This is a genomic window from Gluconobacter japonicus, from assembly GCF_015244665.1.
Classification (GTDB): domain Bacteria; phylum Pseudomonadota; class Alphaproteobacteria; order Acetobacterales; family Acetobacteraceae; genus Gluconobacter; species Gluconobacter japonicus.
This window is the reverse complement of the sequence record NZ_JABCQN010000002.1, coordinates 455,175-478,610: the sequence shown is the minus strand read 5'-3', so window position 1 is coordinate 478,610 and position 23,436 is coordinate 455,175. Positions and strand designations below refer to the sequence as shown.

Genomic DNA, 23,436 nt, shown 5'->3' with positions numbered 1-23,436 from the left:
TTTTTATGACTGCGCTTCACTGGCGTTCGAAGTTTTATGGCAAAAACCTCCATAAAAATCCTGTGAGTTCTTTCCTGATCTTCCGCGGTGTCCCATGTGAGAAGGCACCAGCATCCATTTGACAGAGACGTTTCATGCAGCTTCTTCGCCAGTACGCCACCCTGCCGGAACGGTTCTCTGCCCCCCTGCAAAGCCGTCCTTTTCAGGCACCTGTCCTGATCGCGCTGAATGAACCGCTTGCCATAGCTCTTGGACTCTCACCCGAGTGGCTGAAAAGCCCTGCCGGAATGTCCCTGCTCTCTCACGGCCTGCGTCCGGACGGCCTTCCCCCTGTCGCCATGGCCTATGCGGGTCACCAGTTCGGGCATTTCGTTCCCTCTTTAGGAGATGGACGAGCCATGCTGGTGGGAGAACTTCAGGACTTGCACGGACAGGTCTGGGATCTACACCTCAAAGGCTCCGGCCCAACCCCTTTTTCACGTCGCGGAGACGGACACGCAGCACTGGGGCCAGTCCTGCGCGAATATATTGTCAGTGAAGCAATGGCCGCTCTGGGTATTCCGACAACCCGCGCTCTCGCCGCCCTTGCAACCGGAGAAAATGTTCTTCGGGAAACGCTGGTGCCCGGCGGCGTCATTGCACGCATTGCCACAAGCCATATTCGCGTTGGCACGTTCCAGTACTTTGCAGCACGCGGAGATCTGGAAGCCCTGCACATTCTCATCGATCATGTGATTGAGCGCGTCTATCCGGAACTGGCGACCAGCCCCAATCGTGCTCTGGCGCTGCTGGAAACTGTCGTACGCCGCCAGGCCCGGCTGGTCGCCCAATGGATGCTTGTCGGCTTCATCCATGGCGTCATGAACACGGACAATATGTCCATCGCCGGAGAAACCATTGATTTCGGTCCCTGCGCGTTCCTCGACGCCTATGATCCGGGGAAAGTTTTCAGCTTCATTGACCAGAATGACCGCTACGCCTACGGCCAACAGCCAGACATGGCACTGTGGAATCTGGGCCGCTTAGCAGAAGCTCTTCTGCCGTGCATTGATCCAGATACGGACAATGCCGTCAAAATGGCAACAGAAGCCCTGACAGGTTTCGACGATATCTTTGGAGAAGCCTATCTCGCAGGCTGGCGTCAAAAACTGGGGCTAGCTACAGAACAGAAATCTGACACTACTCTGATTTCCAGACTTCTGACCCTGATGCATCGGAGTGAAGCAGACTTCACTTTGACGTTTCGTGAGCTTTGCAATGTTGCTCAGACCGGCAAGTCATCGAGCTTCCTCAACATCTTCCAGGATCAGGCGCCAGCGACTGCGTGGCTACAGGATTGGCAACACCGTCTTGCTGCGGAGACGATAAGCGCGGAAGAGCGTGCGTTGGCGATGAAAGCCGTCAATCCACGGATCATTCCTCGCAATCATCAGATTGAGGCCGTCATTACAGCTGCTGTGGCAGGAAACTATGAGCCTTTCCATCGTCTGACAGAAGCTCTGTCGCATCCTTTTGACGATGCAGACGATGGTCTCGATCAGCCCCCCGCCCAGCATGAGCGGGTTCGAAACACGTTCTGTGGAACCTGAAGGATCAGGCGCCCTGCAGAGTCAAACGGCTGTTGTTGAAAAGACGTCTGACTTGACAATAGAGCGCCAGGAGATCTGGCATGCACGCATTATGCAATGCACGCACACTCTCATGCGTCGCATAGAATCGCAGAGTGTTCATGCTGCTGTTCATGATGGCCGTTCCCAGAAACACGCCGTTGACATGAATAACCTTGGAATTCAGCATTGATCCTGACCTTGATTGTCCTTCCAACCGCGAAAGAACGTCCTTTCTGCCGCCACCGACACAGGTCAGGGCGGTGCAATAACGGGGTTCATGCCAGATCGTTTCCCGTTAAAGCGTGACCTTTTTATGATATCCGATGACAGCATCATGGCCGGGGGGATGGACTTGCCCCGGACCATGCGGGAAAACGCTGGAATGTCCTGCACAGTCTCACCCGCCACAGTCTCATCTACCGAGGCGAACCGTCCTGCGGCCGACCTCCCACATCTTTGGCTGCCGTACACACAGATGCAGACCGCGCCCTTCCCGGTGGAGGCCGTTCGTACATCGGGGAGTCGCATCACGCTGGCGGATGGTCGCGAACTCGTGGACGGTGTCGCTGCATGGTGGACCGCCTGTCACGGCTACAGTCATCCGCACATTCAGCAGGCGCTGATCCAGCAGGCCAGCATGATGCCACATGTCATGTTCGGGGGAATGGTCCATGAACCGGCCCGCCGTCTGGCCGCGCGACTGGCAGAGCTTCTGCCCGGGGATCTGGAACGGACATTCTTCACCGATTCCGGATCGGTCGCGATGGAAGTCGCGGTCAAGATGGCCGTGCAGTACCACATCAATCGCGGAACAGAGGGACGCACGAAAATGCTGTCCTTCCGTGGCGGCTACCACGGGGACACGCTGGGCATGATGTCCATCTGTGACCCCGAAGAGGGGATGCACAGCCTGTTCGCAGGCGTACTGCCAAAACAGGTTCTGGCTGACCTGCCCGTCGATGACGCCAGCATTGCCCGGCTTGAAGCCCTTCTGGAAAAGGAAGGCCACACGATCGCCGCCATCGTCACAGAGCCTCTGGTTCAGGGCGCTGGCGGAATGCTGTTTCACAGCCCCGAGGTGTTGCGTCGTCTGCGGGAACTCTGTGACCGCTTTGGTCTCCTGCTGATCCTCGATGAGATCTTTACAGGCTTTGGCCGGACCGGAACCATGTTCGCCTGTGAGCAGGCCAACATCGTGCCTGACATCGTGGCCCTTTCCAAAGCCCTGACCGGTGGAACCATGGCACTGGCGGCCACCGTTGCAAGAAAAAGCGTGTTTGAGGCGTTCCTGTCGACGGAGGGTGGCAAAGCACTCATGCATGGCCCGACTTTCATGGCGAACCCATTGGCCTGTGCAGTCGCCAATGCGTCATTGGATCTGTTCGAACAGGAGCCACGCCTTGAACAGGTCGCCCGGATTTCCGATCAGCTTCGCCGCGAACTAGAACCCTGCCGAACGATCCCGGGGGTCAAAGATGTGCGCGTGCTGGGCGCAATCGGCGTGGTCGAGCTTGAGAAGATCGAAAACCCGGATGTCCTGCGTCGCGCCTTCGTCACGCACGGTACCTGGATCAGACCTTTCCGCAATATCGTGTACCTGACACCGGCCTTCACAATCACACCCGAAGACCTTTCCCATCTGACGTCCAGCATCGTGACCGTTCTTCGGGATAACGCATGACCCTGTTTGACGCTCATTTCGCTGCGGCCCTTCAGAAGCGTGAGGCAGCCGGAACCCGCCGGAGTCTCCGCCCTGTCACTCGCGAGACAGGCGCCATCCTGCGCGATGGGCAACGCCTGATCGACGTTTCCTCCAACGATTATCTGGGCCTTGCGGATCATCCCCTGTTGCGAGAAAGGGCTGCGGACTGGGCCCTCCGGTATGGAACCGGTGCACGGGCTTCCCGACTGGTCTGCGGCACGCTGGATCTGCATCACGCGGTTGAAGAGAAACTGGCCCGATTCAAGCACTGTGACTCGGCGCTCCTGTTTGCTTCAGGCTGGCAGGCGAATGCCTCCGTCGTCCCAGCACTCTGCGCCCTTTCGGTGGCCCAGACCGGCCATCCGATGATCGTGTTTTCGGACAGGCTGAACCATGCCAGCCTGCATCATGGATGCGCCGCAGCAGGCGTTCGGCAGGTCCGGTTCCGTCACAATGACCTTGCCCACCTGGAAACACTGCTCAAACGCGAAGCTGCCACACCCGGCTTGCGGATGATCGTGACGGAAAGCGTGTTCTCCATGGACGGCGACCGCGCCGACGTCCCAGCCCTTCGGGCGCTGGCAGACCGTTACGACGCGTTTCTGTATGTTGACGAAGCCCATGCGACTGGCGTTCTGGGGCCTCATGGGCATGGTCTTTCTGGCGGTCTGGCCGATCTGACCATGGGCACGTGCAGCAAGGCACTCGGTGGAATGGGCGCCTATATCGCCGGCTCCCGACTGCTCTGCGACTATCTGATCAATCACGCCTCAGGGTTCATCTACAGTACGGCGCTCCCTCCGGCAGTTCTCGGAGCCATAGATGCCGCGCTGGACGTCATTCCCGGCATGGACACGGAACGGACGGCCCTGCTGGGACAGGCCGAGACACTACGGGCCCTCCTGAATAACGCTGGATTCGATACCGCTGAATCCACGACGCAGATCGTCCCCGTTCTGATAGGCGAGGCCCAACGCGCACTAGACGTCGCAACAAAGTTGGAAAGCGAAGGATTCCTGACCGTCGCAATCCGCCCTCCCACCGTTCCCGCTGGAACGGCACGGTTACGGATTGCCCTGCATGTCGGCCTTCAGGACGCTGAAATCGAGCGACTGGCCGAGGCCATCATTCGGCTGGCCGGAAACGACCAATGAGCCTTCCCCTGTATCTTATGCATGGCTGGGGGTTTGATGCGTCATTCTGGACCTCCATGCTGCACCACTTGCCGGACGTCGAAGCGTCCATCGTAGACGCTGGCTATTTCGGTGCTCCCTTCCATCCACCATTGCCCCAGACGCCTTATCTCGCCGTCGGGCATTCAGCAGGCAGCCTTGTCCTGCTGAGTCAGGATCTTCCGGGGTGCGAAGGTCTTGTCCTCTTCAACGGATTCTCCCGTTTCTCCGCTGCCGACAACTTTCCAGACGGTGTTCCCGCCCGCGTTCTGGAACGAATGAGGCGCCAGCTCCAGAAATCACCAGAAACCGTTCTGGCCGACTTCCGTCAGCGATGCGGCACGGATGAGCCATTCCCCGGCCCTCCTGCTCTCGAACGCCTTGATACCGGACTAGAAAAACTGCTTCTGGACGACGCAAGAGAGCAGGCCGCCAGATGGGGCGACCGCCTGCACTGGATGACAGGGCAGTCAGATCCGTTTCCGCCAGCCCGGTCCGGCTTTGCCAGTCCCGGCTCGATTGTGGACGGAGGTCACCTTCTGCCCCTAACGGAACCCGCTCTTTGCGCCAGCTTTATCCGACAATGGTCGATACGCCATGGATGAGCGCAAGCACCAGATTGCCCAACGGTTTGACGCGGCACAGGATTACAATGCAGCAGCCGATATCCAGTATCGCTGCGCCGAACTTCTGGCCGAACGCATCCGCGAGGAACTGGCACAGTCACGCCCGACACGGATTCTGGAATTTGGATGCGGCACTGGCTTTCTTACCGAAAAACTCTCTGCTTCCTTCCCAGATAGCGCGTTAATTGCGACTGATCTGGCACCCGGCATGATTACCCGGGCACAGGAACGACTGACAGACCGGCCTGTCACATTCCGCGTCATGGATGGCGAATATCCAGACGTGGACGGCCCCTTCGAGCTGATCGCGTCCAGCCTTTGCTTTCAATGGTTTGAAAACCGCCAGACCGCTCTTCAGCGCCTGTGTCAGAAACTTGCCCCCGGCGGCTCTCTCATGCTCACGACACTTCTGCCGGGGAGCCTTGGGGAATGGCGCTCCTCCTGCGAGCAGGAAGGCGCACCCTGTGGCGTTCCTTCTTATACGGACGCATCAGCCCTTCAACGGGAATGGCCAGAGGGCGGTTCTGGAAAGTGGGACGTCACCACCCTCCACGATCCAGCCCCCAATGCCCGCACCTTCCTGCATAGGCTGCGCCAGATCGGTGCCTCCCTACCCCAGTCTGGCAGTACTCCGGCAAGTCTAGGCTCCCTGCGTCGCGCCATGCGCCACTTTGACAGGCACCATCAGGCTATGACCTACAGGATTGGCCTCGGAATTTTCAGAAAGGACACTCCATGAACAGTTTTCGCGGCGTGTTCGTCACCGGAACAGACACGGAAATCGGCAAAACGCTTGCCAGCGCGATCCTGACGAAAGCGTGGAATGCCACTTATTGGAAACCACTTCAGACGGGGCTGGCTGATGAAGCGGGTGATACACCGACCGTCCGCACCCTTGCCGAACTCACAGCCGACCGAATCATTGCCCCGGCTTATGGATTACAGGCCCCGCTAGCACCTTTGGCCGCAGCCAATCTGGAAGGCGTAACCATCAATCCGGGCCGTCTGGTGCTCCCGGCCGTACAATCCCCCCTCGTGGTCGAAGGCGCAGGCGGCCTGATGGTTCCGATCCGGGAAGACATGCTGATGATTGATCTGATCCAACAGATGGATCTGCCCGTCGTTCTTGTCGCCCGAAGCGGGTTGGGCACAATCAACCATACCCTTCTCAGCCTGGAAGCACTTCGCAGGCGGGGAATTCCGGTTCTTGGCGTCGTCCTCAGCGGACCTGAGAATTCAGGAAATGCGCGGGATATTGAAAGGTTCGGGAACGTCCGGATACTGTTCAGCGTTCCACGTCTTGAAGAAATAAATGAAACGTCTGTTTCTGAAATAGCCGACCGCGTGCCACCTTTTTATGTCTGCCAGCAACAGAGTTCACAATGATGTGTCCTTTTCCGGCTCTGCCATGAAAAGGACATGCCCAACCCTTGTGAAATAACTCTGCAATCATAGAACGTCTCTTCGCAACGAACTGCATCCGGCGTATCGGTGGGACATAACCACTCCGATTTCGGAAGTTTGGTAGAAACTGGGACTGTAGGGAAAAGTATGAGTATCCTGCGTCGTGATCTGGTAAAGCTTGGAGCTGGGATGTCCCTTATGGGGGCTTCCGGTGGTCTGGCTTATGCTCAGTCCGCGCCGCCTGCCGCAAAGCAGGCTCCAAAAACTGTTCCGTTCGATAACGGGACCGTTCGCGCTCTTGCTGAAAAGCTCTCCAGATCGCCCTACGCTCCTCCACCCCAGAGTCTGCCCTCCGCAATCGCCAATCTCGATTTCGATCAGTTCCGTGGCATCGCGTTCAATCCGGACCGCGCCTTGTGGCATGGCCAGAATCTGGCTTTCGAAGTTGAGTTTTTCCCGCGTGGCTTTCTCTACAAACCCCGGATCGGGATGAATGAAGTGATTGGCGGTCAGTCGACCCCGATCGCCTATGATCCGGACCTCTTCACCTACGCCAACTCCATGCTGCGCGTAACCGACGATCTGGGCTTTGCCGGCCTCCGTCTGCGCTATGCCATCAACACCCCCGGCGTAATGGAAGAATGTGCTGTCTTCCTCGGAGCGTCCTACTTCCGGGCCGTCGCAAAAGGTCAGAACTACGGCCTTTCCGCCCGTGGCTTCGCAAACGGAACAGGGAACTCCAAAGGGGAAGAATTCGCGCTCTTCCGTGAATTCTGGCTGGAAAAGCCTGAACCCGGTGTTGAATCCGTTGTGATCCATGCCCTGCTGGACAGCCCATCCGTCACAGGAGCGTTCCGCTTCACGATCCGTCCGGGTGACACGACTGTTTTCGATGTCCAGTCCTCGCTTTTCCCGCGTCAGGACATTACAGAATCCGGCGTCGCACCGCTGACCGGCATGTTCTATTTTGATGCCAACGAGCACAATCACGTCGATGACTGGCGTCCGGCCGCTCATGACAGCGAAGCCCTTCAGGTCTGGACCGGCTCGGGCCAGCAGCTTTATCGTCCGCTCGTTAACCCGACAGATCTCCAGTTCTCAGCCTTTCAGGACAGCAGCCCGCATGGCTTTGGCCTGATGCAGCGCAAGCGTTCCTTCCACGATTACGAAGATCTGGCGCTTAACTACGAAAAGCGCCCCTCCCTATGGATCGAGCCGATTGGGAACTGGGGCGACGGTGCCGTCGATCTGGTGGAAATCCCGACGCCCAATGAAGTAAACGACAACATCGTGTCCTTCTGGCGTCCGAAGGCACCGCTCAAGGCCGGTCAGGAGTACAGCTTTACCTATCGCATGTACTGGGGCTGGGACACACCGTGGCCGACACCGCTGGCTCGCGTAGGCGGGACCCGGATTGGTGCGGTAACGGATCACGCCGATGCCCGCATGTTCGTCATCGACTTCACGGGGGCACCTTTCCAAAACCTTCCGGCGGATGCGCATTTTCACCTGATCTCACAAAGTACGCCGGGTACGATCCGCAATGTCGTTGTAGAGCCCAACCCGAACATCAAAGGCTGGCGCACCACTTTCGAGTTCGTACCGGGGGATGCCAAAGCCTCCGAGCTTCAGGCCCAGTTGGCAAACGATCAGGGGCCGGTTTCTGAAAAATGGATGTATCGTTGGACGCCGTGACAGATTTTTCCCCGTCCGAAGCCCCTTTTCTTCCCCGTGAAGCTCCGCTCAAAATGGAGCCTCAGAACCTCCAGCAGCAGCCGGATCGCCACGGGCGCCCCTTCCGCATTCTGGACACAACACCGAAGCTGCTTTGGCTGCGGCGGTTGTTCGTGTTTGGTACGGCCATTCTGCTGACAGGCTTCGGGGTCTACAAAATCAACCAGGTTTTCAACTCGCTCGGTGTTTCGACACTGGGCGTGATTGTTCTGGTGCTGTTTGCCATTCTGGGCTTCTGGATCGCGCTATCCTTCACGTCCAGCCTTGGCGGATTTGTGTCTCTGATCTGCCGTGGTGGGTTAGGCCTCGGTATCCAGCGCACGGGCGCACTTCCCCGTCTGAAGGCCAGAACCGCCGTCCTGATGCCGACCTACAATGAAGACCCGACACGGGTTCTTGCAGGTCTCAAAGCCATCTACGACAGCATTCTGGCAACCGGCCAGATTGACGCATTTGATTTCTTTATCCTGTCAGACACAACCAACCCGGATGTCTGGCTACAGGAAGAGCGGGCTTTTCTGACGTTTCGTCAGGCTACTGGCGATCATCAGCGCATCTTCTATCGCCGCCGTCACCAAAATACGGACCGCAAAGCCGGAAACCTGCATGACTGGGTGGTACGCTTTGGTGGCTCCTACCAGCAGATGCTGACGCTGGATGCCGATAGCGTCATGGATGGCAGCCTGATCGTCCGCGTCGTGTCTGCTATGGAAAACCATGATGGCGTCGGCCTGATCCAGACACTTCCAGTGATCGTTGGCGGCCGCACACTTTTCGCACGGATGCAGCAGTTCGCCGGGCGTGTTTACGGCCCCCTCATCGCGCATGGGATTGCGTGGTGGCATGGCTCGGAAGGCAATTACTGGGGTCATAATGCGGTTATCCGTACCCGCGCCTTCGCCGAACAGGCTGGCCTCCCGCATCTGAAGGGCCGTCCTCCCTTCGGTGGTCACATTCTGAGCCATGACTTCGTTGAAGCCGCTCTGATGCGCCGTGGTGGCTGGGCCATTCACATGGTGCCCGGACTGTTCGGCTCATACGAAGAAAGCCCGCCCTCGCTAACGGACGTCGCTATCCGTGACCGCCGCTGGTGTCAGGGCAATCTTCAGCATGCCAAGATCCTTGGAACAAAGGGCCTGCACTGGGTCAGCCGTACGCATATGCTCACCGGCATTGGCTCGTACGTCATGTCCCCGCTGTGGCTGCTGTTCCTGCTGTTCGGAATTCTGATTTCCCTTCAGTCGCATTTCTATCATCCGGAATATTTCGGCACGAAACCAACGCTCTATCCGCACTGGCCGCGCGTTGACCCGGTCCAGGCGAAGTTCGTGTTCATCGGCACGATGGGCATCCTGCTGGCACCCAAGGGGCTGGCGTTTATCGCCATGCTGTTTGACCGTGCAGCACTCCGGAGGTCAGGCGGTGTTATCAAACTGTTCCTGTCCATCATTCTGGAAACACTGATTGGCGGCCTGATTGCCCCGATTGCCATGCTGATCCAGACATCCGGTGTGATTTCCATCCTGCTGGGCCGGGATTCCGGCTGGAATGCCCAGAACCGCGAAGATGGTCGGGTTTCCCTGCGTGAAGTTGCGCGTGGCTACTGGGTTTACACGGTTTTCGGCGTCCTTCTGGCTGCGGCTGCGTGGTCTGTCTCGCAGGCGCTGTTCCTGTGGATGACGCCCGTGCTGCTGGGGCTTGTTCTGGCTATTCCACTGGCGGCCCTGACGGCAAGCCGCGATGTCGGGCTGGGATTGCGCAAGGCTGGCCTACTGCTGATCGAGGAAGAAACGGCTCCGCCGCCAATCCTGCGCCTTGCGGCAGAGAATGATCGCCTGCGGACTGAAGCCATGCATGCGCCGCATCAGCCGCCAGAAGAAGCTTTTGCGTTGCTCCGGACAGACCGTACCTTGCTGGACGCGCATCTCGGCGCCCTTCCTCCAGCCCGCAAACCGGGAAGTGCCATTGATGCAAACCTTCTGGTGGGTCTGGTCAAGCTGAAGGAAGCCTCGTCTCTCAAGACCGCTCTTTCCAAACTGAACCGTCAGGAAAAAGCTGCTGTCCTTGGGTCTGCTGAAGGTGTGGCCCTGCTCGAAAACCTGCCCGAGTAAAACTCCTCCATGCCTGACACTATTCTGTCAGGCATGGACCTCATCTGGCATCAAAAGTCGTCCGGGCGGCTTCCACTTCTGCCAGATTTTTTTCCGCCCAAATCCAGACACCGCAGAACGCAGCGCCGAGGCTTAGACCAAGCGGCGTGAGACGATAGTCCACGCGCGGCGGGATGACAGGATGAATGGTTCTGGTCACCATGCCGTCGCGCTCCATGTGGCGGAGCGTCTGTGTGAGCATTTTCTGGCTGATGCCCTCAACCTTGCGCGCCAGTTCCGTGAAGCGCAGTTCTTTATGCTCTTCCAGCACTTCCAGAATAATCATCGTCCACTTATCGGCCACACGTCCGATCAGGTCTGTCACCAGTCGCCCAACACGCACGTCACACTCGGTCGGCGCCGTCTCAGCAAGCCGCTGGGCACGGCGCTCTGGAGACGCCTCATAGGGATTATCCATCATGGGTCGCTCTCCTTCTGGTGCGTATAAATCTTTGAGGTGCCTTCTTCCCGATCAACGATAGCCCGCTAGATAAAGTGTTCCAATTCATGAAGGAGCAACTCCGATGAAACAGACTGGAAATACAATCCTGGTAACCGGTGGCGGCTCGGGCATAGGACAAGCCCTGGCACAGAGGCTGCATGACGCGGGCAATACAGTCATCGTTGCCGGACGGCGGAAGGATGCTTTGGAAAGCGCCATTGCAGGCCGTCCCAACATGCACACGCTGACACTGGATCTTGAGAGTGCTGACGGCATCGCCGATTTTTCGGATCGCCTTCTGAAAGCCTATCCAGACCTGAATGTCGTCATCAATAACGCCGGGATCATGCGGTTTGAAGATCTCACCAAAACCCACGATCTGACAGACGCTGAAGACACGATCACGACGAACCTTCTCGGCCCGATCCGCCTCATCAACGCCCTGACCGATCATCTGGTGAAGCAGCAGGACGCTGTTATCATCAATGTGACGTCCGGGCTGGCGTTCGTCCCGCTCACCACCACGCCAACCTATAACGCCACGAAAGCCGCAATCCATTCCTATACGATCGCTCTTCGCGAAGTCCTGAAAGGAAAAGTCGAAGTCATTGAACTGGCCCCGCCTGCGGTCCAGACGGGACTCACGCCAGGACAGGAGACACGTCCGGGCTATCAGCCTCTCGATGACTTTTCCGACGAGGTCATGGCACTGCTTTCCCAGCAGCCAACACCTCCGGAAATCCTTGTGGAACGTGTCCGCTTTCTGCGATTTGCCGAAGCTAACGGGCAGTTTGACGACACGCTGGTCAAGCTTAATGCGTTCGCTGCAAAGGCGCGCAACGGCTGACACCAGAAACGAAAAAAGCCCCGGAGGATAACCCCCGGGGCTTTTTCAGGACGAAAACTCAGAAGTCTCAGTTGTTGAGGCTCTGGGCCTTTTTGAAGAGATCACGGCAGACCAGAACCTGTTTGTCTTTCGGCAGCGTGGAAATATCGAAAGGCGTGTTCGTGCTAGTCTGGAGAAGGCCGCGACCACCCAGTGAGTAATACTGGTCGTTCTGCACATCCGGGCGCTTGGCCAGCGTGCGGGACGCAGAACGCGGAGCCGTACCCAGAGACAGCTTCTTGTGGATACAATAGGACGTCAGACCTGCCACATTGCCAGCCTGTGCGCTGTCAATGGACGGCATGCCGTTTTCACCCAGCGTGCCCGGCGTTGCTGCGGTTGCAACACCATTGATGCCACCCACGGCCTGCACATGGTTTGGCGTGATAACGGCCTGAGTTCCCGGCGGAACAATCGGCTGACCCGGCTGTGGCGCCGTCTGGGCAACAGCAGCACCAGAGAAAGCCAGACCAAGAGCAGCGAAAGCGGCAAAATACTTATTGGTATTCATGGAGGAAATCTTTCCATGTCTGATATGATTACATGACGGCTACTGAGACCCAACCTCCCGGAGACAAGCCCCGGCCTGAAAGATCATCCGCCGTTGCATAAAGAACACCTGAGAAGCCTTCCGGTTTCTTTTCCGATTATTTTTCCCGATACCGTCCTCTCTGATCCAGCTTTGAATATTACCGTCCTCCTGCCGGATTGAGTCATCCGCATTTCTGCGCCAAGGTTTCAGGCATGTCAGAAACGCAGCACCCCTTCCCCGTTCCGCCCGCTCCCCAAAAGGAGCCTTTCTCAACCACGCAGCTTGGCCGGACCCGCACCGATTCCTATGCCTGGATGAAGGATGAGAACTGGCAGCAGGTTCTGCGTGATCCGTCCGTTCTGCGCCCGGATATTACCGAGCACCTCAAGGCTGAAAACGCCTACGCCGAGAGCGTGCTGGCCGGTATGGAGCCGCTCCGCAAAGAACTTCTGCAGGAAATGATCGGGCGCATCCCGCCGGCTGAAGAATCCGTGCCTGTCCCGGATGGCCCATGGGCCTACTACAGCCGCTTTGAAGATGGCGCCCAGCATCCGCTTCGGGCACGCCGCCCGCGCGACGGTGGGGACGAGCAGGTTCTCCTTGATGTGGATGCCCGCGCCAAAGAATTCGATTACTACGCCCTCGGCGGAACAGCTCACTCCGCCAATCATCGCTACTTCGTATATTCGGAAGACGTGCAGGGATCAGAAGTCTATCGCATCCAGGTCAAGGATCTGGAGAGCGGTGAGCTTTGCGCCGCACCGGTTGAAAGCACGACTGGCAGCTTCGCCATTTCGCCAGACAGCGCATGGCTGTTCTGGATCTTCCGGGACGACAACGGCCGCCCATCCCGGATCTACCGCCGTCCGCTGACGGGGGGCGAAGATGTTCTGGTCTTTGATGAAACCGACCCCGGCTTCTTCCTGAGCATCGGCACCAGCGCGTCCCGCAAGTGGATTGTCATCGAACGCGGCGACCATGACACGAACGAAACGCTGCTGATCCCAGCCTCTAACCCGACCGCCCTGCCAGTCGTGGCCGCTTCCCTGATCCGTGGCGAGCGTTATTCTTTCACCCACTGGAATGACCGTTTCATCATCCTCACCAATGCCGGCGGTGCTGTCGACTTCCAGCTCATGCAGACGCCTGACACGGCCACCGGACGAGAGAACTGGGCACCATTCGTGCCGTATCTGGAAGGGCACTATATTCTGGGTGCAACCGCATCCCGCAATTATCTGGCCTGGTCAGAGCGAAAGGACGGCAATGTTCATATCCGCGTGGTGAAAGCTGGCGTCAGCGGGGATGTTCGCAGTCAGGCTGTGACCATTGGCATGGATGAACCGGCTTACGATCTGACGCTTCAGGGCGTTCTCGAATATGAAGGCTCGGTTTTGCGGTACGTCTATCAGTCCCCGACAACACCGGCGCACTGGTATGACTACGATCTGGCCACCGGAGAACGCACACTCCAGAAGGTTCGTGACGTTCCCTCGGGGCATGATCCGGAAAAATACGAAACACGCCGTCTGTTCGCGACTGCACCTGACGGGGAGCAGATTCCCGTGACGGTCCTGATGCGTAAGGGACAGGTTCTGGATGGGTCCGCCCCCCTGCTGCTTTACGGTTACGGCTCATACGGCATTGCCATGGACGCCAGCTTCTCCACGACGGTTTTCAGCCTTGTGGACCGCGGCTGGGTGTATGCCATCGCCCACATTCGTGGCGGCTCGGAAAAGGGCTGGAACTGGTTCCTGCAAGGGCGCGGCAAAACCAAGCCCAATACCTTCACGGACTTCATCGCGTCAGCGAACTATCTGGTGAAGCAAGGTTACGGCTCCGCAGGCCGCATCGTGGCCCATGGTGGCTCGGCGGGTGGTCTGCTGATGGGGGCTGTCGCCAATATGGCGCCGGATCTTTTTGCCGGGATCGCCGCGCAGGTGCCGTTCGTGGACATGCTCAACACCATGTCCGACACGTCCCTGCCCCTCACGCCACCAGAATGGCCGGAATGGGGAAACCCGCTGGAAGACGAGGACGCCTACGACCTCATCGCCAGCTATTCGCCTTACGACAATATTCAGGCACGGCCTTACCCGCCTATTCTCGCCATGGGTGGCCTTTCCGACCCACGCGTCACGTATTGGGAGCCCGCGAAATGGATTGCCAAGCTGCGTGAAGTCGCCTCAGGCGGCCCGTTCCTGTGCCGCATCAACATGGATGCAGGCCATGGCGGATCATCCGGGCGCTTCAAGCGGCTGGAAGAAGTCGCGCTGGTGCAGGCTTTTGCCATCTGGGCCATGGACCGCGCGCCTCTGCGCTAACAGATAACGGTCTGGCCCATACCAAAACATGGGCCAGACCTCACTCCGGCTTCGGTTTCCCGATCCGCCCCCCGAATATCCAGACACCTGCAAACCGTGAGAGCAAAATGGCCGCGTTGCAGGCTGCTGTTGTCAGGCACGCACCCGCCAATCCGAACTGCATGGTCAGCACGTAAAGGGCTGGGAAATAGATGGCCATAATAGCCGTCCGGCTGGTCATCAGGAACTTCACGTGCCCCACGACGATCAGCAGGGGCTCCAGCGGAATGACCAGCAGACTGAAGACCGCGGCCATCAGCATGATGGAAATATAGAGCGATGTGTGATGCACATGGACGTGTAACATCAGCCTGAAAATCTTTGAGCCAAACACGGCAGAGAGCAGCAGAAGCAACAATGACAGTGCCGTCAGCACACCAAACATCTTCCATGTGACGCGCTTGAGGCCCTTCCAGTCCTGCTTGTCCCGCATCTTGACCAGTTCCGGGTACAGCACCGGCGAGATGAGCTGGGCAGGTGTGACGATCCCGTCTGCGATCTGACGGCAGACGCGGAAAACAGCAGCCTCCGCCGGACCAAGGCCATTACCCACCAGAAGCGTCGCTACATGCCCGGAAATATTGCCGAGCGTCTGGTTCACACTGGCTGCGCGGGTGAACTGCCACATACCGGGAATCTGCCAGCGCCAGCTCCGGTAGGCCTGGAAATAGCGGAACCTGAACTTCTGCCGCAGGATGTCCATCGCGTAATAGAAGTAAAATCCGTAGTCGATGATGATGGCGAGCGCCCACATCGCCAAAAAATATCCCAGCTTCAGATGCAGGACATATCCCAGCAGAACGCCAAGCGTTTTTACAACAGCTGCACAGGTATCGATGATGGGAACAAGATGGAATTTTCCTGCCATTCGCAGGATGCCATTCGCCCAACCCGAATACATGAGCGGGCTTACAATCACATACAGATCCGCCAGAAACCGCACATGCCGCGACCATTGCGCCGTGACGCCATAAACCTGTACGGCAATCAGCCCGAACAGAATGGCAAAAGCAGCAGACAGCGTATCCAGCCGAATACAGAAGTGAACCACCTTTCGCAGCAGATCCGTATCGTTTTTCGTAAACGCATCACTGCCGAACCGGATGAGCGTCTGCCAGGACTGCATACGCGACAGCACAGACCCCGTAGAGGCCAGGGAATGAATGAGGATCAGCAGTCCGAAGTCAGACAGGCCCAGCGCCCGTACCGTAAACGCAATGTAGACGAAGCTGCACAGCGCGTTGACGACACGGCCGACGGTGAGAACACTGACATTTCGGAAGATGGATCTGAAAACGGAGTGTTCGGCGGACATGCGGGCTTTCTGACCACAAAGCCCCCCGGGTGTCCATGCCGGAAGCCATATCTTCGCCTCAGGCCCGATTCCTTGACAGTCAGAGGGCGAGGATTATGAACGAGGCCATATTCCATGTCTTTGAAGCGCTTCAAAGACATTCGCACCCGGTCTGGCTTTCGCTTTCCGCACACGTCATTCCGGGCATAAGCCGCAGGTCGCGGTGACGTCAGGACGCAACAGACGACCATGAATATCGCCTTCATCTACATTGCCGAACCGTATCAGTGCTATCACACCGCCTCTGTCGCCAGCGCTCTTGCCGCCATTCCCGGCTGTGAGGTCACGGAATACTACAGTTTCCCCGAGACCGTGACCCATCTAAGCCGTATCCGTCGGGCTCTTGGTGTCCCAGCTCTTCCGCTCAGGGCTTTTCCCAAATCATGGAAAGCAAAAGCACTAAAGAAGGCCCGGCGTCTCGATCAGGAACGACTGCTGGTTCTGCGTGAAAACGTGGCTGAACTGAACCAGTATGACGTTGTGGTCGCGACGGAATATACAGCCGGTGTTCTAAAGGAAATGGGGCTGAAAGGGCCGAAACTTGTCCTCCTGATGCACGGTGCGGGCGACAGATACGTCAATGACGAACATCTCGTACGGGAGTTTGATCTGACGCTCGTTCCGGGCCCGAAGGTGGAGACGTATTTCCGGGACAAGGGCCTGTTCCAGACGGGTGCGTCCCAGATCGTGGGCTACCCGAAGTTCGACGTCTTTGAAGCCGTTCGCAAAGAGAACGCCATCTCATTCCCGGATGGCCGACCATTCGCGCTCTACAATCCGCATTATCAGCGTGCGCTAACATCGGCACCGGCCTGCATGACCCCTCTCATCAAGGGGTTTAAGGCACAGACCGACTACAATCTGGTTGTGGCCCCGCATATCAAGATGTTCCACAAGGGTTTCGGCATCCGGGAACGTCAGCTCAAGCGGCAACAGAGCACGGATGTTCTGGTCGATACTGGCTCGGACGCCATGCTGGACATGACTTACACGTCCCAGGCCGCTCTCTATATCGGGGATGTCAGCAGTCAGGTTTACGAGTTTCTGGCGATACCGCGCCCGTGCATCTTTCTAAACCCACGACGGATACCGTGGCGGGATGATCCCTATTTCCTGCACTGGACGTTAGGCGATGTCGTGGATGATCCGGCAGATATCATGACAGCCGTGGCGCAGGCGCAGGAACGCCACGCACTCTACAGGCCCGCTCAGGAAAAGCTGTTTCAGGAAACGTTTGGGGAGCCTCTGCTTGGCGCATCACAGCGTGCTGCAGAGGCGATTGTCGGCTTCATGTCGGACGCATGAAAAACCCCGGATGGCGAACATCCGGGGCTAAAGACATTATTGTGGAATTGGCGTGCACTGCGGCGTCACAGGCTCACCCGCCATAACCGCCTTGGTAAAGGCCGCGGAATCCGGCAGAGACGCATTCACCGTCTGGGAATGATCCAGCCCCTTGTACAGATGCGCCTGTACCACAGTTCCAGCCGCACAAGCTGCCTTGACCAGACCAGCCTGCAACTGCGTCGGCACGTCTTCATCAGCGGTGCCCGTACCAACAAAGAGAGGCTGTGCCAGCTTCAGCGTCGGATACATCATGCCCTTCAGGGCCGGAGACATGGCTTGGGCATAGGTTGGCTGAAGTGCATTTGCCAGCGTCAGGCCATCTTTCTCTGCCAGATCAGACAGACCAGTCAGGCATGACGTTTCTGCCGCCTTAAAAGCTGGCATGGCCTTGGGCGTAAACGCCTCTTCTGGACGGAAATGCGGGTTCAGGCCAGCGTAGGACGATCCGATCAGCAGGGTATAAGCCACAAGAGGACTATAGCCCTGCGCCTTACCAGCTTCCGCAAGCATGCCCGACAGGATTTCCGGCGTCAGGTACGGGATACCCGTTGCAACAGTTCCACGGATGTTGAGGTCCGGCGCGTAGGCAGGAGCGAAAGCTGCGGAAGCGAAAGCAGCCCCACCACCCTGAGACTGACCAACGATCATGATCTTGTTCTGGAGACCCGGAACCGATTTCAGTGCAGCGCGGACGGAATCCAAAACACTGTAAGCTTCGGCCCGCGTGTTCAGATACGGATGAACACCCGGCGTTCCCAAACCCTGATAGTCTGTCGCGACAATGGCGAAGCCGCGCTTCATCCATTCCGAAAGATATTGTGTGTTGCGGGCACTGTAAGGATTTAGGGAGGGGGCGCAGCTATCATCGTTGCCCACGGTCCCATGCGCCCAGGCGACAATTGGCCAGCCACCGGCAGGAGCTTCCCCCGCAGGAACAATCACCTCAGCCGTCACGGGCACGAGCCCTTTCCCCGTCACACCATCCGTCGAAAGATAGGTAATCCGCAGGGATTTCCCCGCATCCGGAAGACTCAATGCGTCCGCCAGAGGGCCTGAACTGACAAGTGCTCCGGCTTTGCGGGCTTTATCCGTCGCAGCGGCTTCAGCCGTTGAGAAGGCAGCGACAAGGCACAGACCACTCAGCGCGAAGCCCAGTGTCCGGCAAGAAAGGGATGCGTGCACAATTCTTCCTTCTCAGTTTGTAAAATCAGGGCAAGCTACCTGCCGCCCCGTTTTCAGATATCCGATTTTCTGTCCGGTATGTTAACGGCTGAAACAGAAGATGGATTGTGAAAATCACAAGACAATCCGCTACTTATGACCAAAAAGATGCCGGATATCGTCCCCGAAATGCTGGAACGCATCCTGTGTGGAGCGATGGCGGCGGTTTCCCGATTCAGACACAACCGTGACCGTCGCTGTCATGCCTGCAGCAAGTGTCAGATCATCCGGCAGTTTGTCGATTTTCACGCGCACCGGAATACGTTGTGCCAGCCGCACCCAAGTATAAACAGGATCGACCGTCGGCAAGCCCTGCTCGTTCACAAGAGCATTGTTGCTGGCGATACCCCGCGTGATGCTCTCGATATGCCCGTAGAGAGGGTCATGGTAGCCCATCAGATCCATACGGACGAGATCACCCTCATCCAGATCATGAACCTTGGTTTCCTCGAAATACCCGTCAATCCAGTATGAACTCGTATCAATGACGTGCATGTTCACTGTACCCGCCGTAGCGAAATCACCCGGACGCATGATCAGGTTCGTGACGATCCCGTCCAGAGAACTCCGGACCTTCGTACGGTCCAGATTGATTTCGGCCTGCCGCAATTCCGCCTGTGCTGAAGCGTATTGCGCTGCTGCCTGCTGGGCGAGAGCAACGTACTGCTTCTTCTCTTCCTTGGAGACAGCCACGCCTGGAATAGCCTTGCGCCACTCAGACTGAACTTCCTTGAACTCCATATCCGCCTTGCGTTCCGCCACCTTCGCCTTGGCAGCATCCACAGCCACCTGAAAGTCGAACGGATCAATTTCGTACAGAACATCTCCCCGATGGACGGGCTGGTTGTCATGGACGTTCACATGCAAAATCTGCCCGGAAACACGCGGCGCAATATTGGCGACCTGCACACGCACCTGTCCGTTCCGGGTCCAGGGAGAGGCCGTGTAGTAGTCCCACAGGATGACCACCACGACAGCAGCCACCACAAGGATGGAGATGGTAATGGTCAGGCGGATCAGACGATGGGCACTGGAGAGCACTGGAAACGGCCTTGTATCAGAGGATCAGGGTGTAAAGCCCGAGAAGGCAGATAAGGATGCCGAACTGGGCCAATGGCGGATCCCAGACGAAACGCCAGAGATCGAACCAGCCCATGAGCCAGCGGAGAATGGCCAGCGTCAGAAGTGACAGGGCCAGATTGACGACAAACGCGGAGACGAGCAAACCCCCAAGGTCTACGACCTGTGTCATCACCATCGTTTGCGTCCTATTCCATAATGATGAACAGCCGTCCGGTTCCGCAAAAGCATGACGCGGACGGCTTCAAGTCCACCAACACAGTTGATGATCAGGATTTCCTCACTGGGCGCCCCAAGGCGGAGACGATCAAGAAATTCCTGCGTCATATCCGCCAGCTCACGCTCCAGAACGCCAAGACTGTCCCGCGCCAGAGCCTTGCGGGCGGGACGGACAAGATGTCGCAAGGACGGCATACGGGCAGCCTGATCGAGATACAGCCTCACACGGGCAATCGTGCTGGACAGATCTTCCAGCGCCACGAGACGTTCAAAAACATGCTCGGACGCTGTCCCTCCTTTAGGGAGACGCTTCGTCCAGAGCAGAAGCTGGCTCAGTCGATCATATTTCCGGCTCAGAAGGGCTGGCCCCATCGCCTCACCATGGCCGCCAAGCTGGGACTCCAGATCGGAGGAAATGGCCACGGCAATCCGGAAACGATGCCGCCGCGCCGTGGGTGGCCACAGCAGAACCAGCAGAATGAAGGACAGGACCGCGGAGATGAAATAAAAGGTGTTGCGTTCGATGAAGGCTTCCGGGTCATAGCTGTGGTGGTTGCCCAGCCCTACGAACACAAGGAAGAATGCACCGTAGTGGAAACCTATGGCTGAGGTCTTCGGGTTCATGAGTAGCAGACAGGCAATAACCGTCTGGGGCAGCAGAACAAACGCGAGCCCCTGCAATGTATAGACGTAAGGCAAAACCCAGAAGGACAGAAAAGCCGCAGCCACAATACCAAGCGGCGTTCCGATCATCGCACCTTTGCCGAACTGCGCCGTATCAAGAGATGACGACGCCAGAACAAGCACCAGCGCACACTGAGACAGGGCTGTGGCCGAAGCAGGAAGACTTGTCCCGATACAGAAAGCGGCGACAAAACTGAAACCGATCAGCACCCGCATACTGTTGATGAAGGCTGTAATGTAATCCGTATTATTGGCCAGGGTTGCGAGCTTGAGAGCCTCTCCAGCCGGAGTAGCCTTCATGAGCGTGCTGATACCCGTACGAATATGGAGCCGGTTACTCAGCAGCGTCGCCGCACGTTCCAGAAACCAGGCATCCCGAGCTGTCGGAAAATATTCGGGATCTTCCTTCCGAATATTGGACAGGATCGTTCCCATTGTTTCCTGCCGGTTCGTGCCGTCTTCAACACGCTCATGCCACTGACGGACATAGCGCACCATGACCTCCGTTACGCCGCCTTCCTTCAGAAGCGTGGAAATGGCACGACTGCATGTCAAAACGGTCAGCATGCCGATAATGCTGAGTTTAGCACCCGCCATACGCAGACGGCTGCGATCAAGCTCTGTCCGCGCATAGGAAATCTGGGTCATCAAAGACAGGATTTCGGAAGCAAGCGCCGTGGTGCCCTGCGCCGAAGGAGGGGGATCCCCCATAATCGCCGCATGACTCAGCCCACGGATTCTTTGGCCCAGATTCTGTAATCCCCGTGCAAGATTTCGCCAGGCCTGAGGCGAGCCGGACAGCAGGTTGACGACCGCTACAGAAGCCACACCGATTGCCACGGTGGACGCTCGGGCCACGCTGACATGATAGATGTTCTGGGGACTATCAACACTGGCGACGGCAACAAGCGCCACCATGTACCCGGCCAGCAGGGCGCCATAGGCTCGAAAGTCCCGCTCCAGAGTGCCGACAAAGGCACATCCGGCCATCCACAGAGCAACACCACCAAGGAACAGCCCACGGTCCTGGCTGAACATGGAAATCAGCAGGATAGAGACGCCTACGCCCAGCAACGTCCCGAGAAAGCGATAGAGCGCCTTGGAAAGAGCCTGCCCCCGCAAAGGCTGGGCAAGAATCATAACGGTCACACCGGCGCCCGCAGGTGTATCAACCTGAGCCCAGAAGGCCGTAGCCAATGCTACGACCAACGCAATCCAGGTTCTAAGGCTGAACTGGATCCATCCCGGACGGAAGACCGACTGAAGTACAGTGGTCAAGAAGGGCTATCCCTGCCTGGCAAACGGGTCATTCCGGAGCAGTCTTGCAGTTCCTGTCATCAACTCAGACCGAAAACCCTACTCCTCCAATACTATAATGGTTAGCCCCTGAATGCGCATGACATGATTTGACGAAATTTATCGCCGTATTGTGATGTCGGCCAAGATCCGGCGCCATCACTCCTCTTCGTGCGGAAGACCACGACAGGCAGCGGCCAGCGTTGGGTTCTGTCCGGCAGAATCCCGACACAGCGTCCGAGCATCTGTTCCGCAGATAGTGGTCACGTCTTCCATGCTGGACGCCGTAACGTCACGCGCCACATCAACGTCCTGATTGTTTTCGTGTCCTTCTTCCTTGCTCAACTGATCCTGCGCCGCATGCATCTCTTTGAGCGCATTGATACAGGCGTCACTCGCAGAATCAGGATGAACCTGCAAAACCTTGAGGATCTGGTTAACTCCGATCCCCAAAGCATTGATCGACGGATCATCATCGTTGGTTTTGGCCCCTCCATCTTCGGCATGAGCCAGAACCGGAAAGGCGAGCGGGACGGCCAGAAGCAGGGTGGCCACAAAGCGACGCTTGATCATGACGGCATGATTAGGGGAAAATAATCTCGGGACAAGCCTTCTGGCCCGGTAGTCACACACCGTTGCAGAACCCTTTGCCGTAGCTTTTCCGCGCTTCGGAACGCAGTTGTCCTTGACTCACTGACGGACCATCGGTAAGCGGGGCCATCCTTTTGCGGGCGTTCCGGCCCGCTATCCGGTCCATCATGGACCACACAGTCGAGAGCCTGGAAACATCATGAAGATCCGCAACAGCCTGAAGTCCGCAAAGGTCCGCGACAAGGACTGCCGCGTTGTCCGCCGTCGTGGACGCGTTTACATCATCAACAAGAAGAACCCGCGCATGAAGGCACGTCAGGGCTAATTGCCTTGATCCGCTGGATGACAACTGAACGGCGCTGCCTGATGGCTGGCGCCGTTCTGCTTTGTACTCCAGTATTTTCTGCCTCTGCAGCGCCGGTTGCTCCTCCTGCCCCCGCGCTTGCAGGTCAGACACACTCCCCATCGCCCGTAAAAACCGATTCCAGCAAGGCACATCCGCACCACAAGACCGTTCAGGAACGGCTTGTTGAAACGGAAAAGGCTCTCGCTCTCGCTGGAAACGACAAGGACGCGCGCAAACTCGCCGATCAGGCGGAAACATTGCGGAACCGCAGCCTGACCGGAGCGGTGCGGATGCTTCTGACCGATTCGCAGGATGCTCTCGGCAAGCATGATTTTCAGTCCGCCGAAGATGATCTGACGTCCGCCATCACTCTCCAGCCCGATCAGACCATCCTGCGACGTTACCGCGCCGCCATCCGGTCCGCCGCTGGAGACAATAATGGAGCGATTTCCGATCTGGGCGTCGTGATTCAGGCTGATCCCGGAGATACCACCGCATGGGGCATGTTGGCAGAAGCTGAGCGGGACCGACACGAGCCTGACGCTGCCCTACGGGCCTACAAGCAGATGATGCTCCTTGATCCACACGCCCCGGATGCAGACAAGCAGCTCAAGATCCTTCAGAAAGAGAAAGACGGACAGGAAGACTGACGGACACAACCTCTTGTATTCGTCAGC

At 57.7% G+C, this 23,436-nt stretch carries 21 protein-coding genes; 13 read left to right on the top strand and 8 right to left on the bottom strand.

The window, feature by feature from the left end; translation table 11 throughout:
- Positions 1-134: 134 nt before the first annotated feature.
- The 8 genes from HKD32_RS05630 to mdoH all read left to right on the top strand — a co-directional run bounded on the left by HKD32_RS05630 (position 135) and on the right by mdoH (position 10,359).
- Complete coding sequence (locus tag HKD32_RS05630) at positions 135-1,589, top strand: protein adenylyltransferase SelO (protein ID WP_194257672.1); 1,455 nt, start codon at positions 135-137, stop codon at positions 1,587-1,589.
- Positions 1,590-1,923: 334 nt separating this feature from the next.
- The gene (locus HKD32_RS05625) at positions 1,924-3,291 is read left to right on the top strand and encodes an adenosylmethionine--8-amino-7-oxononanoate transaminase (protein WP_194257671.1); all 1,368 of its coding nucleotides are present in this window, start codon (positions 1,924-1,926) and stop codon (positions 3,289-3,291) included.
- Positions 3,288-4,466 carry an aminotransferase class I/II-fold pyridoxal phosphate-dependent enzyme gene (locus HKD32_RS05620; RefSeq protein ID WP_061931948.1) on the top strand — a complete coding sequence of 393 codons (1,179 nt, stop codon included), beginning with the start codon at positions 3,288-3,290 and terminating at the stop codon, positions 4,464-4,466. The genes HKD32_RS05625 and HKD32_RS05620 overlap by 4 nt, the downstream gene beginning before the upstream one ends.
- Entirely contained in the window at positions 4,463-5,089 is a 627-nt protein-coding gene (locus tag HKD32_RS05615) for an alpha/beta fold hydrolase (protein ID WP_061931946.1), read from the top strand. The genes HKD32_RS05620 and HKD32_RS05615 overlap by 4 nt, the downstream gene beginning before the upstream one ends.
- Positions 5,082-5,849 carry a methyltransferase domain-containing protein gene (locus tag HKD32_RS05610; RefSeq protein WP_194257670.1) on the top strand — a complete coding sequence of 256 codons (768 nt, stop codon included), beginning with the start codon at positions 5,082-5,084 and terminating at the stop codon, positions 5,847-5,849. The genes HKD32_RS05615 and HKD32_RS05610 overlap by 8 nt, the downstream gene beginning before the upstream one ends.
- Positions 5,846-6,496: a dethiobiotin synthase gene (gene bioD, locus HKD32_RS05605; protein WP_061931942.1), complete on the top strand. Its 651-nt coding sequence runs from the start codon at positions 5,846-5,848 to the stop codon at positions 6,494-6,496. The genes HKD32_RS05610 and bioD overlap by 4 nt, the downstream gene beginning before the upstream one ends.
- A gap of 165 nt (positions 6,497-6,661) precedes the next feature.
- Positions 6,662-8,209, top strand: coding sequence for a glucan biosynthesis protein (locus HKD32_RS05600; protein WP_061931940.1), 1,548 nt, complete (start codon positions 6,662-6,664; stop codon positions 8,207-8,209).
- The gene (gene mdoH / locus HKD32_RS05595; RefSeq protein ID WP_194257669.1) at positions 8,185-10,359 is read left to right on the top strand and encodes a glucans biosynthesis glucosyltransferase MdoH; all 2,175 of its coding nucleotides are present in this window, start codon (positions 8,185-8,187) and stop codon (positions 10,357-10,359) included. Before HKD32_RS05600 ends, mdoH begins: the two co-directional genes overlap by 25 nt.
- Positions 10,360-10,399: 40 nt before the next feature.
- On the opposite strand, the gene HKD32_RS05590 is transcribed toward mdoH, so the two are convergent.
- Positions 10,400-10,819 carry a winged helix-turn-helix transcriptional regulator gene (locus HKD32_RS05590; RefSeq protein ID WP_194257668.1) on the bottom strand — a complete coding sequence of 140 codons (420 nt, stop codon included), beginning with the start codon at positions 10,817-10,819 and terminating at the stop codon, positions 10,400-10,402.
- Between the two features lie 103 nt (positions 10,820-10,922).
- Between HKD32_RS05590 and HKD32_RS05585 the strand changes: the two genes are divergently transcribed.
- Entirely contained in the window at positions 10,923-11,687 is a 765-nt protein-coding gene (locus HKD32_RS05585) for an SDR family oxidoreductase (protein ID WP_194257667.1), read from the top strand.
- A 67-nt stretch (positions 11,688-11,754) separates the two neighbouring features.
- On the opposite strand, the gene HKD32_RS05580 is transcribed toward HKD32_RS05585, so the two are convergent.
- Positions 11,755-12,237, bottom strand: a complete 483-nt coding sequence (locus tag HKD32_RS05580) for a hypothetical protein (RefSeq protein ID WP_023943831.1) — start codon at positions 12,235-12,237, stop codon at positions 11,755-11,757.
- A gap of 233 nt (positions 12,238-12,470) precedes the next feature.
- Here HKD32_RS05580 and HKD32_RS05575 point away from each other — a divergent pair, with 233 nt between their 5' ends.
- Positions 12,471-14,582, top strand: coding sequence for a S9 family peptidase (locus HKD32_RS05575; RefSeq protein ID WP_408870749.1), 2,112 nt, complete (start codon positions 12,471-12,473; stop codon positions 14,580-14,582).
- Between the two features lie 40 nt (positions 14,583-14,622).
- Here HKD32_RS05575 and HKD32_RS05570 read toward each other — a convergent pair whose 3' ends face one another.
- On the bottom strand, positions 14,623-15,936 hold the full coding sequence (locus tag HKD32_RS05570) for a lipopolysaccharide biosynthesis protein (RefSeq protein ID WP_062503861.1): 1,314 nt from the start codon (positions 15,934-15,936) through the stop codon (positions 14,623-14,625).
- Between the two features lie 228 nt (positions 15,937-16,164).
- Between HKD32_RS05570 and HKD32_RS05565 the strand changes: the two genes are divergently transcribed.
- Positions 16,165-17,280: a CDP-glycerol glycerophosphotransferase family protein gene (locus HKD32_RS05565; protein ID WP_061931930.1), complete on the top strand. Its 1,116-nt coding sequence runs from the start codon at positions 16,165-16,167 to the stop codon at positions 17,278-17,280.
- Between the two features lie 36 nt (positions 17,281-17,316).
- Here HKD32_RS05565 and HKD32_RS05560 read toward each other — a convergent pair whose 3' ends face one another.
- The 5 genes from HKD32_RS05560 to HKD32_RS05540 form a co-directional block, all read right to left on the bottom strand.
- On the bottom strand, positions 17,317-18,504 hold the full coding sequence (locus HKD32_RS05560) for a lipase family protein (protein ID WP_061931928.1): 1,188 nt from the start codon (positions 18,502-18,504) through the stop codon (positions 17,317-17,319).
- A gap of 129 nt (positions 18,505-18,633) precedes the next feature.
- A complete protein-coding gene (locus HKD32_RS05555) occupies positions 18,634-19,584 on the bottom strand; it encodes an efflux RND transporter periplasmic adaptor subunit (protein WP_034880664.1) in 951 nt (316 codons plus the stop codon).
- Positions 19,585-19,600: 16 nt separating this feature from the next.
- On the bottom strand, positions 19,601-19,801 hold the full coding sequence (locus tag HKD32_RS05550; protein ID WP_010504136.1) for a DUF1656 domain-containing protein: 201 nt from the start codon (positions 19,799-19,801) through the stop codon (positions 19,601-19,603).
- Complete coding sequence (locus tag HKD32_RS05545) at positions 19,795-21,804, bottom strand: FUSC family protein (protein ID WP_061931927.1); 2,010 nt, start codon at positions 21,802-21,804, stop codon at positions 19,795-19,797. The genes HKD32_RS05550 and HKD32_RS05545 overlap by 7 nt, the downstream gene beginning before the upstream one ends.
- Positions 21,805-21,981: 177 nt before the next feature.
- On the bottom strand, positions 21,982-22,395 hold the full coding sequence (locus HKD32_RS05540) for a hypothetical protein (protein WP_194257665.1): 414 nt from the start codon (positions 22,393-22,395) through the stop codon (positions 21,982-21,984).
- Between the two features lie 217 nt (positions 22,396-22,612).
- On the opposite strand from HKD32_RS05540, the gene ykgO reads away from it, so the two are divergent.
- Together ykgO and HKD32_RS05530 are read left to right on the top strand one after the other, a co-directional pair.
- Entirely contained in the window at positions 22,613-22,738 is a 126-nt protein-coding gene (ykgO, locus tag HKD32_RS05535) for a type B 50S ribosomal protein L36 (protein WP_007281615.1), read from the top strand.
- A 17-nt stretch (positions 22,739-22,755) separates the two neighbouring features.
- On the top strand, positions 22,756-23,409 hold the full coding sequence (locus HKD32_RS05530) for a tetratricopeptide repeat protein (protein ID WP_228118788.1): 654 nt from the start codon (positions 22,756-22,758) through the stop codon (positions 23,407-23,409).
- Positions 23,410-23,436 lie beyond the last annotated feature (27 nt).

Excerpts from the sequence above, each read along its gene's own strand:
- mdoH (WP_194257669.1), top strand. The coding sequence starts at position 8,185 with ATGGATGTATCGTTGGACGCCGTGACAGATTTTTCCCCGTCCGAAGCC.
- HKD32_RS05580 (WP_023943831.1), bottom strand. The coding sequence starts at position 12,237 with ATGAATACCAATAAGTATTTTGCCGCTTTCGCTGCTCTTGGTCTGGCT.
- bioD (WP_061931942.1), top strand. The coding sequence starts at position 5,846 with ATGAACAGTTTTCGCGGCGTGTTCGTCACCGGAACAGACACGGAAATC.
- HKD32_RS05530 (WP_228118788.1), top strand. The coding sequence starts at position 22,756 with ATGACAACTGAACGGCGCTGCCTGATGGCTGGCGCCGTTCTGCTTTGT.
- HKD32_RS05610 (WP_194257670.1), top strand. The coding sequence starts at position 5,082 with ATGGATGAGCGCAAGCACCAGATTGCCCAACGGTTTGACGCGGCACAG.
- HKD32_RS05585 (WP_194257667.1), top strand. The coding sequence starts at position 10,923 with ATGAAACAGACTGGAAATACAATCCTGGTAACCGGTGGCGGCTCGGGC.
- HKD32_RS05625 (WP_194257671.1), top strand. The coding sequence starts at position 1,924 with ATGATATCCGATGACAGCATCATGGCCGGGGGGATGGACTTGCCCCGG.
- HKD32_RS05600 (WP_061931940.1), top strand. The coding sequence starts at position 6,662 with ATGAGTATCCTGCGTCGTGATCTGGTAAAGCTTGGAGCTGGGATGTCC.
- ykgO (WP_007281615.1), top strand. The coding sequence starts at position 22,613 with ATGAAGATCCGCAACAGCCTGAAGTCCGCAAAGGTCCGCGACAAGGAC.
- HKD32_RS05630 (WP_194257672.1), top strand. The coding sequence starts at position 135 with ATGCAGCTTCTTCGCCAGTACGCCACCCTGCCGGAACGGTTCTCTGCC.
- HKD32_RS05615 (WP_061931946.1), top strand. The coding sequence starts at position 4,463 with ATGAGCCTTCCCCTGTATCTTATGCATGGCTGGGGGTTTGATGCGTCA.
- HKD32_RS05590 (WP_194257668.1), bottom strand. The coding sequence starts at position 10,819 with ATGATGGATAATCCCTATGAGGCGTCTCCAGAGCGCCGTGCCCAGCGG.
- HKD32_RS05620 (WP_061931948.1), top strand. The coding sequence starts at position 3,288 with ATGACCCTGTTTGACGCTCATTTCGCTGCGGCCCTTCAGAAGCGTGAG.
- HKD32_RS05540 (WP_194257665.1), bottom strand. The coding sequence starts at position 22,395 with ATGATCAAGCGTCGCTTTGTGGCCACCCTGCTTCTGGCCGTCCCGCTC.
- HKD32_RS05565 (WP_061931930.1), top strand. The coding sequence starts at position 16,165 with ATGAATATCGCCTTCATCTACATTGCCGAACCGTATCAGTGCTATCAC.
- HKD32_RS05550 (WP_010504136.1), bottom strand. The coding sequence starts at position 19,801 with ATGGTGATGACACAGGTCGTAGACCTTGGGGGTTTGCTCGTCTCCGCG.
- HKD32_RS05570 (WP_062503861.1), bottom strand. The coding sequence starts at position 15,936 with ATGTCCGCCGAACACTCCGTTTTCAGATCCATCTTCCGAAATGTCAGT.
- HKD32_RS05575 (WP_408870749.1), top strand. The coding sequence starts at position 12,471 with ATGTCAGAAACGCAGCACCCCTTCCCCGTTCCGCCCGCTCCCCAAAAG.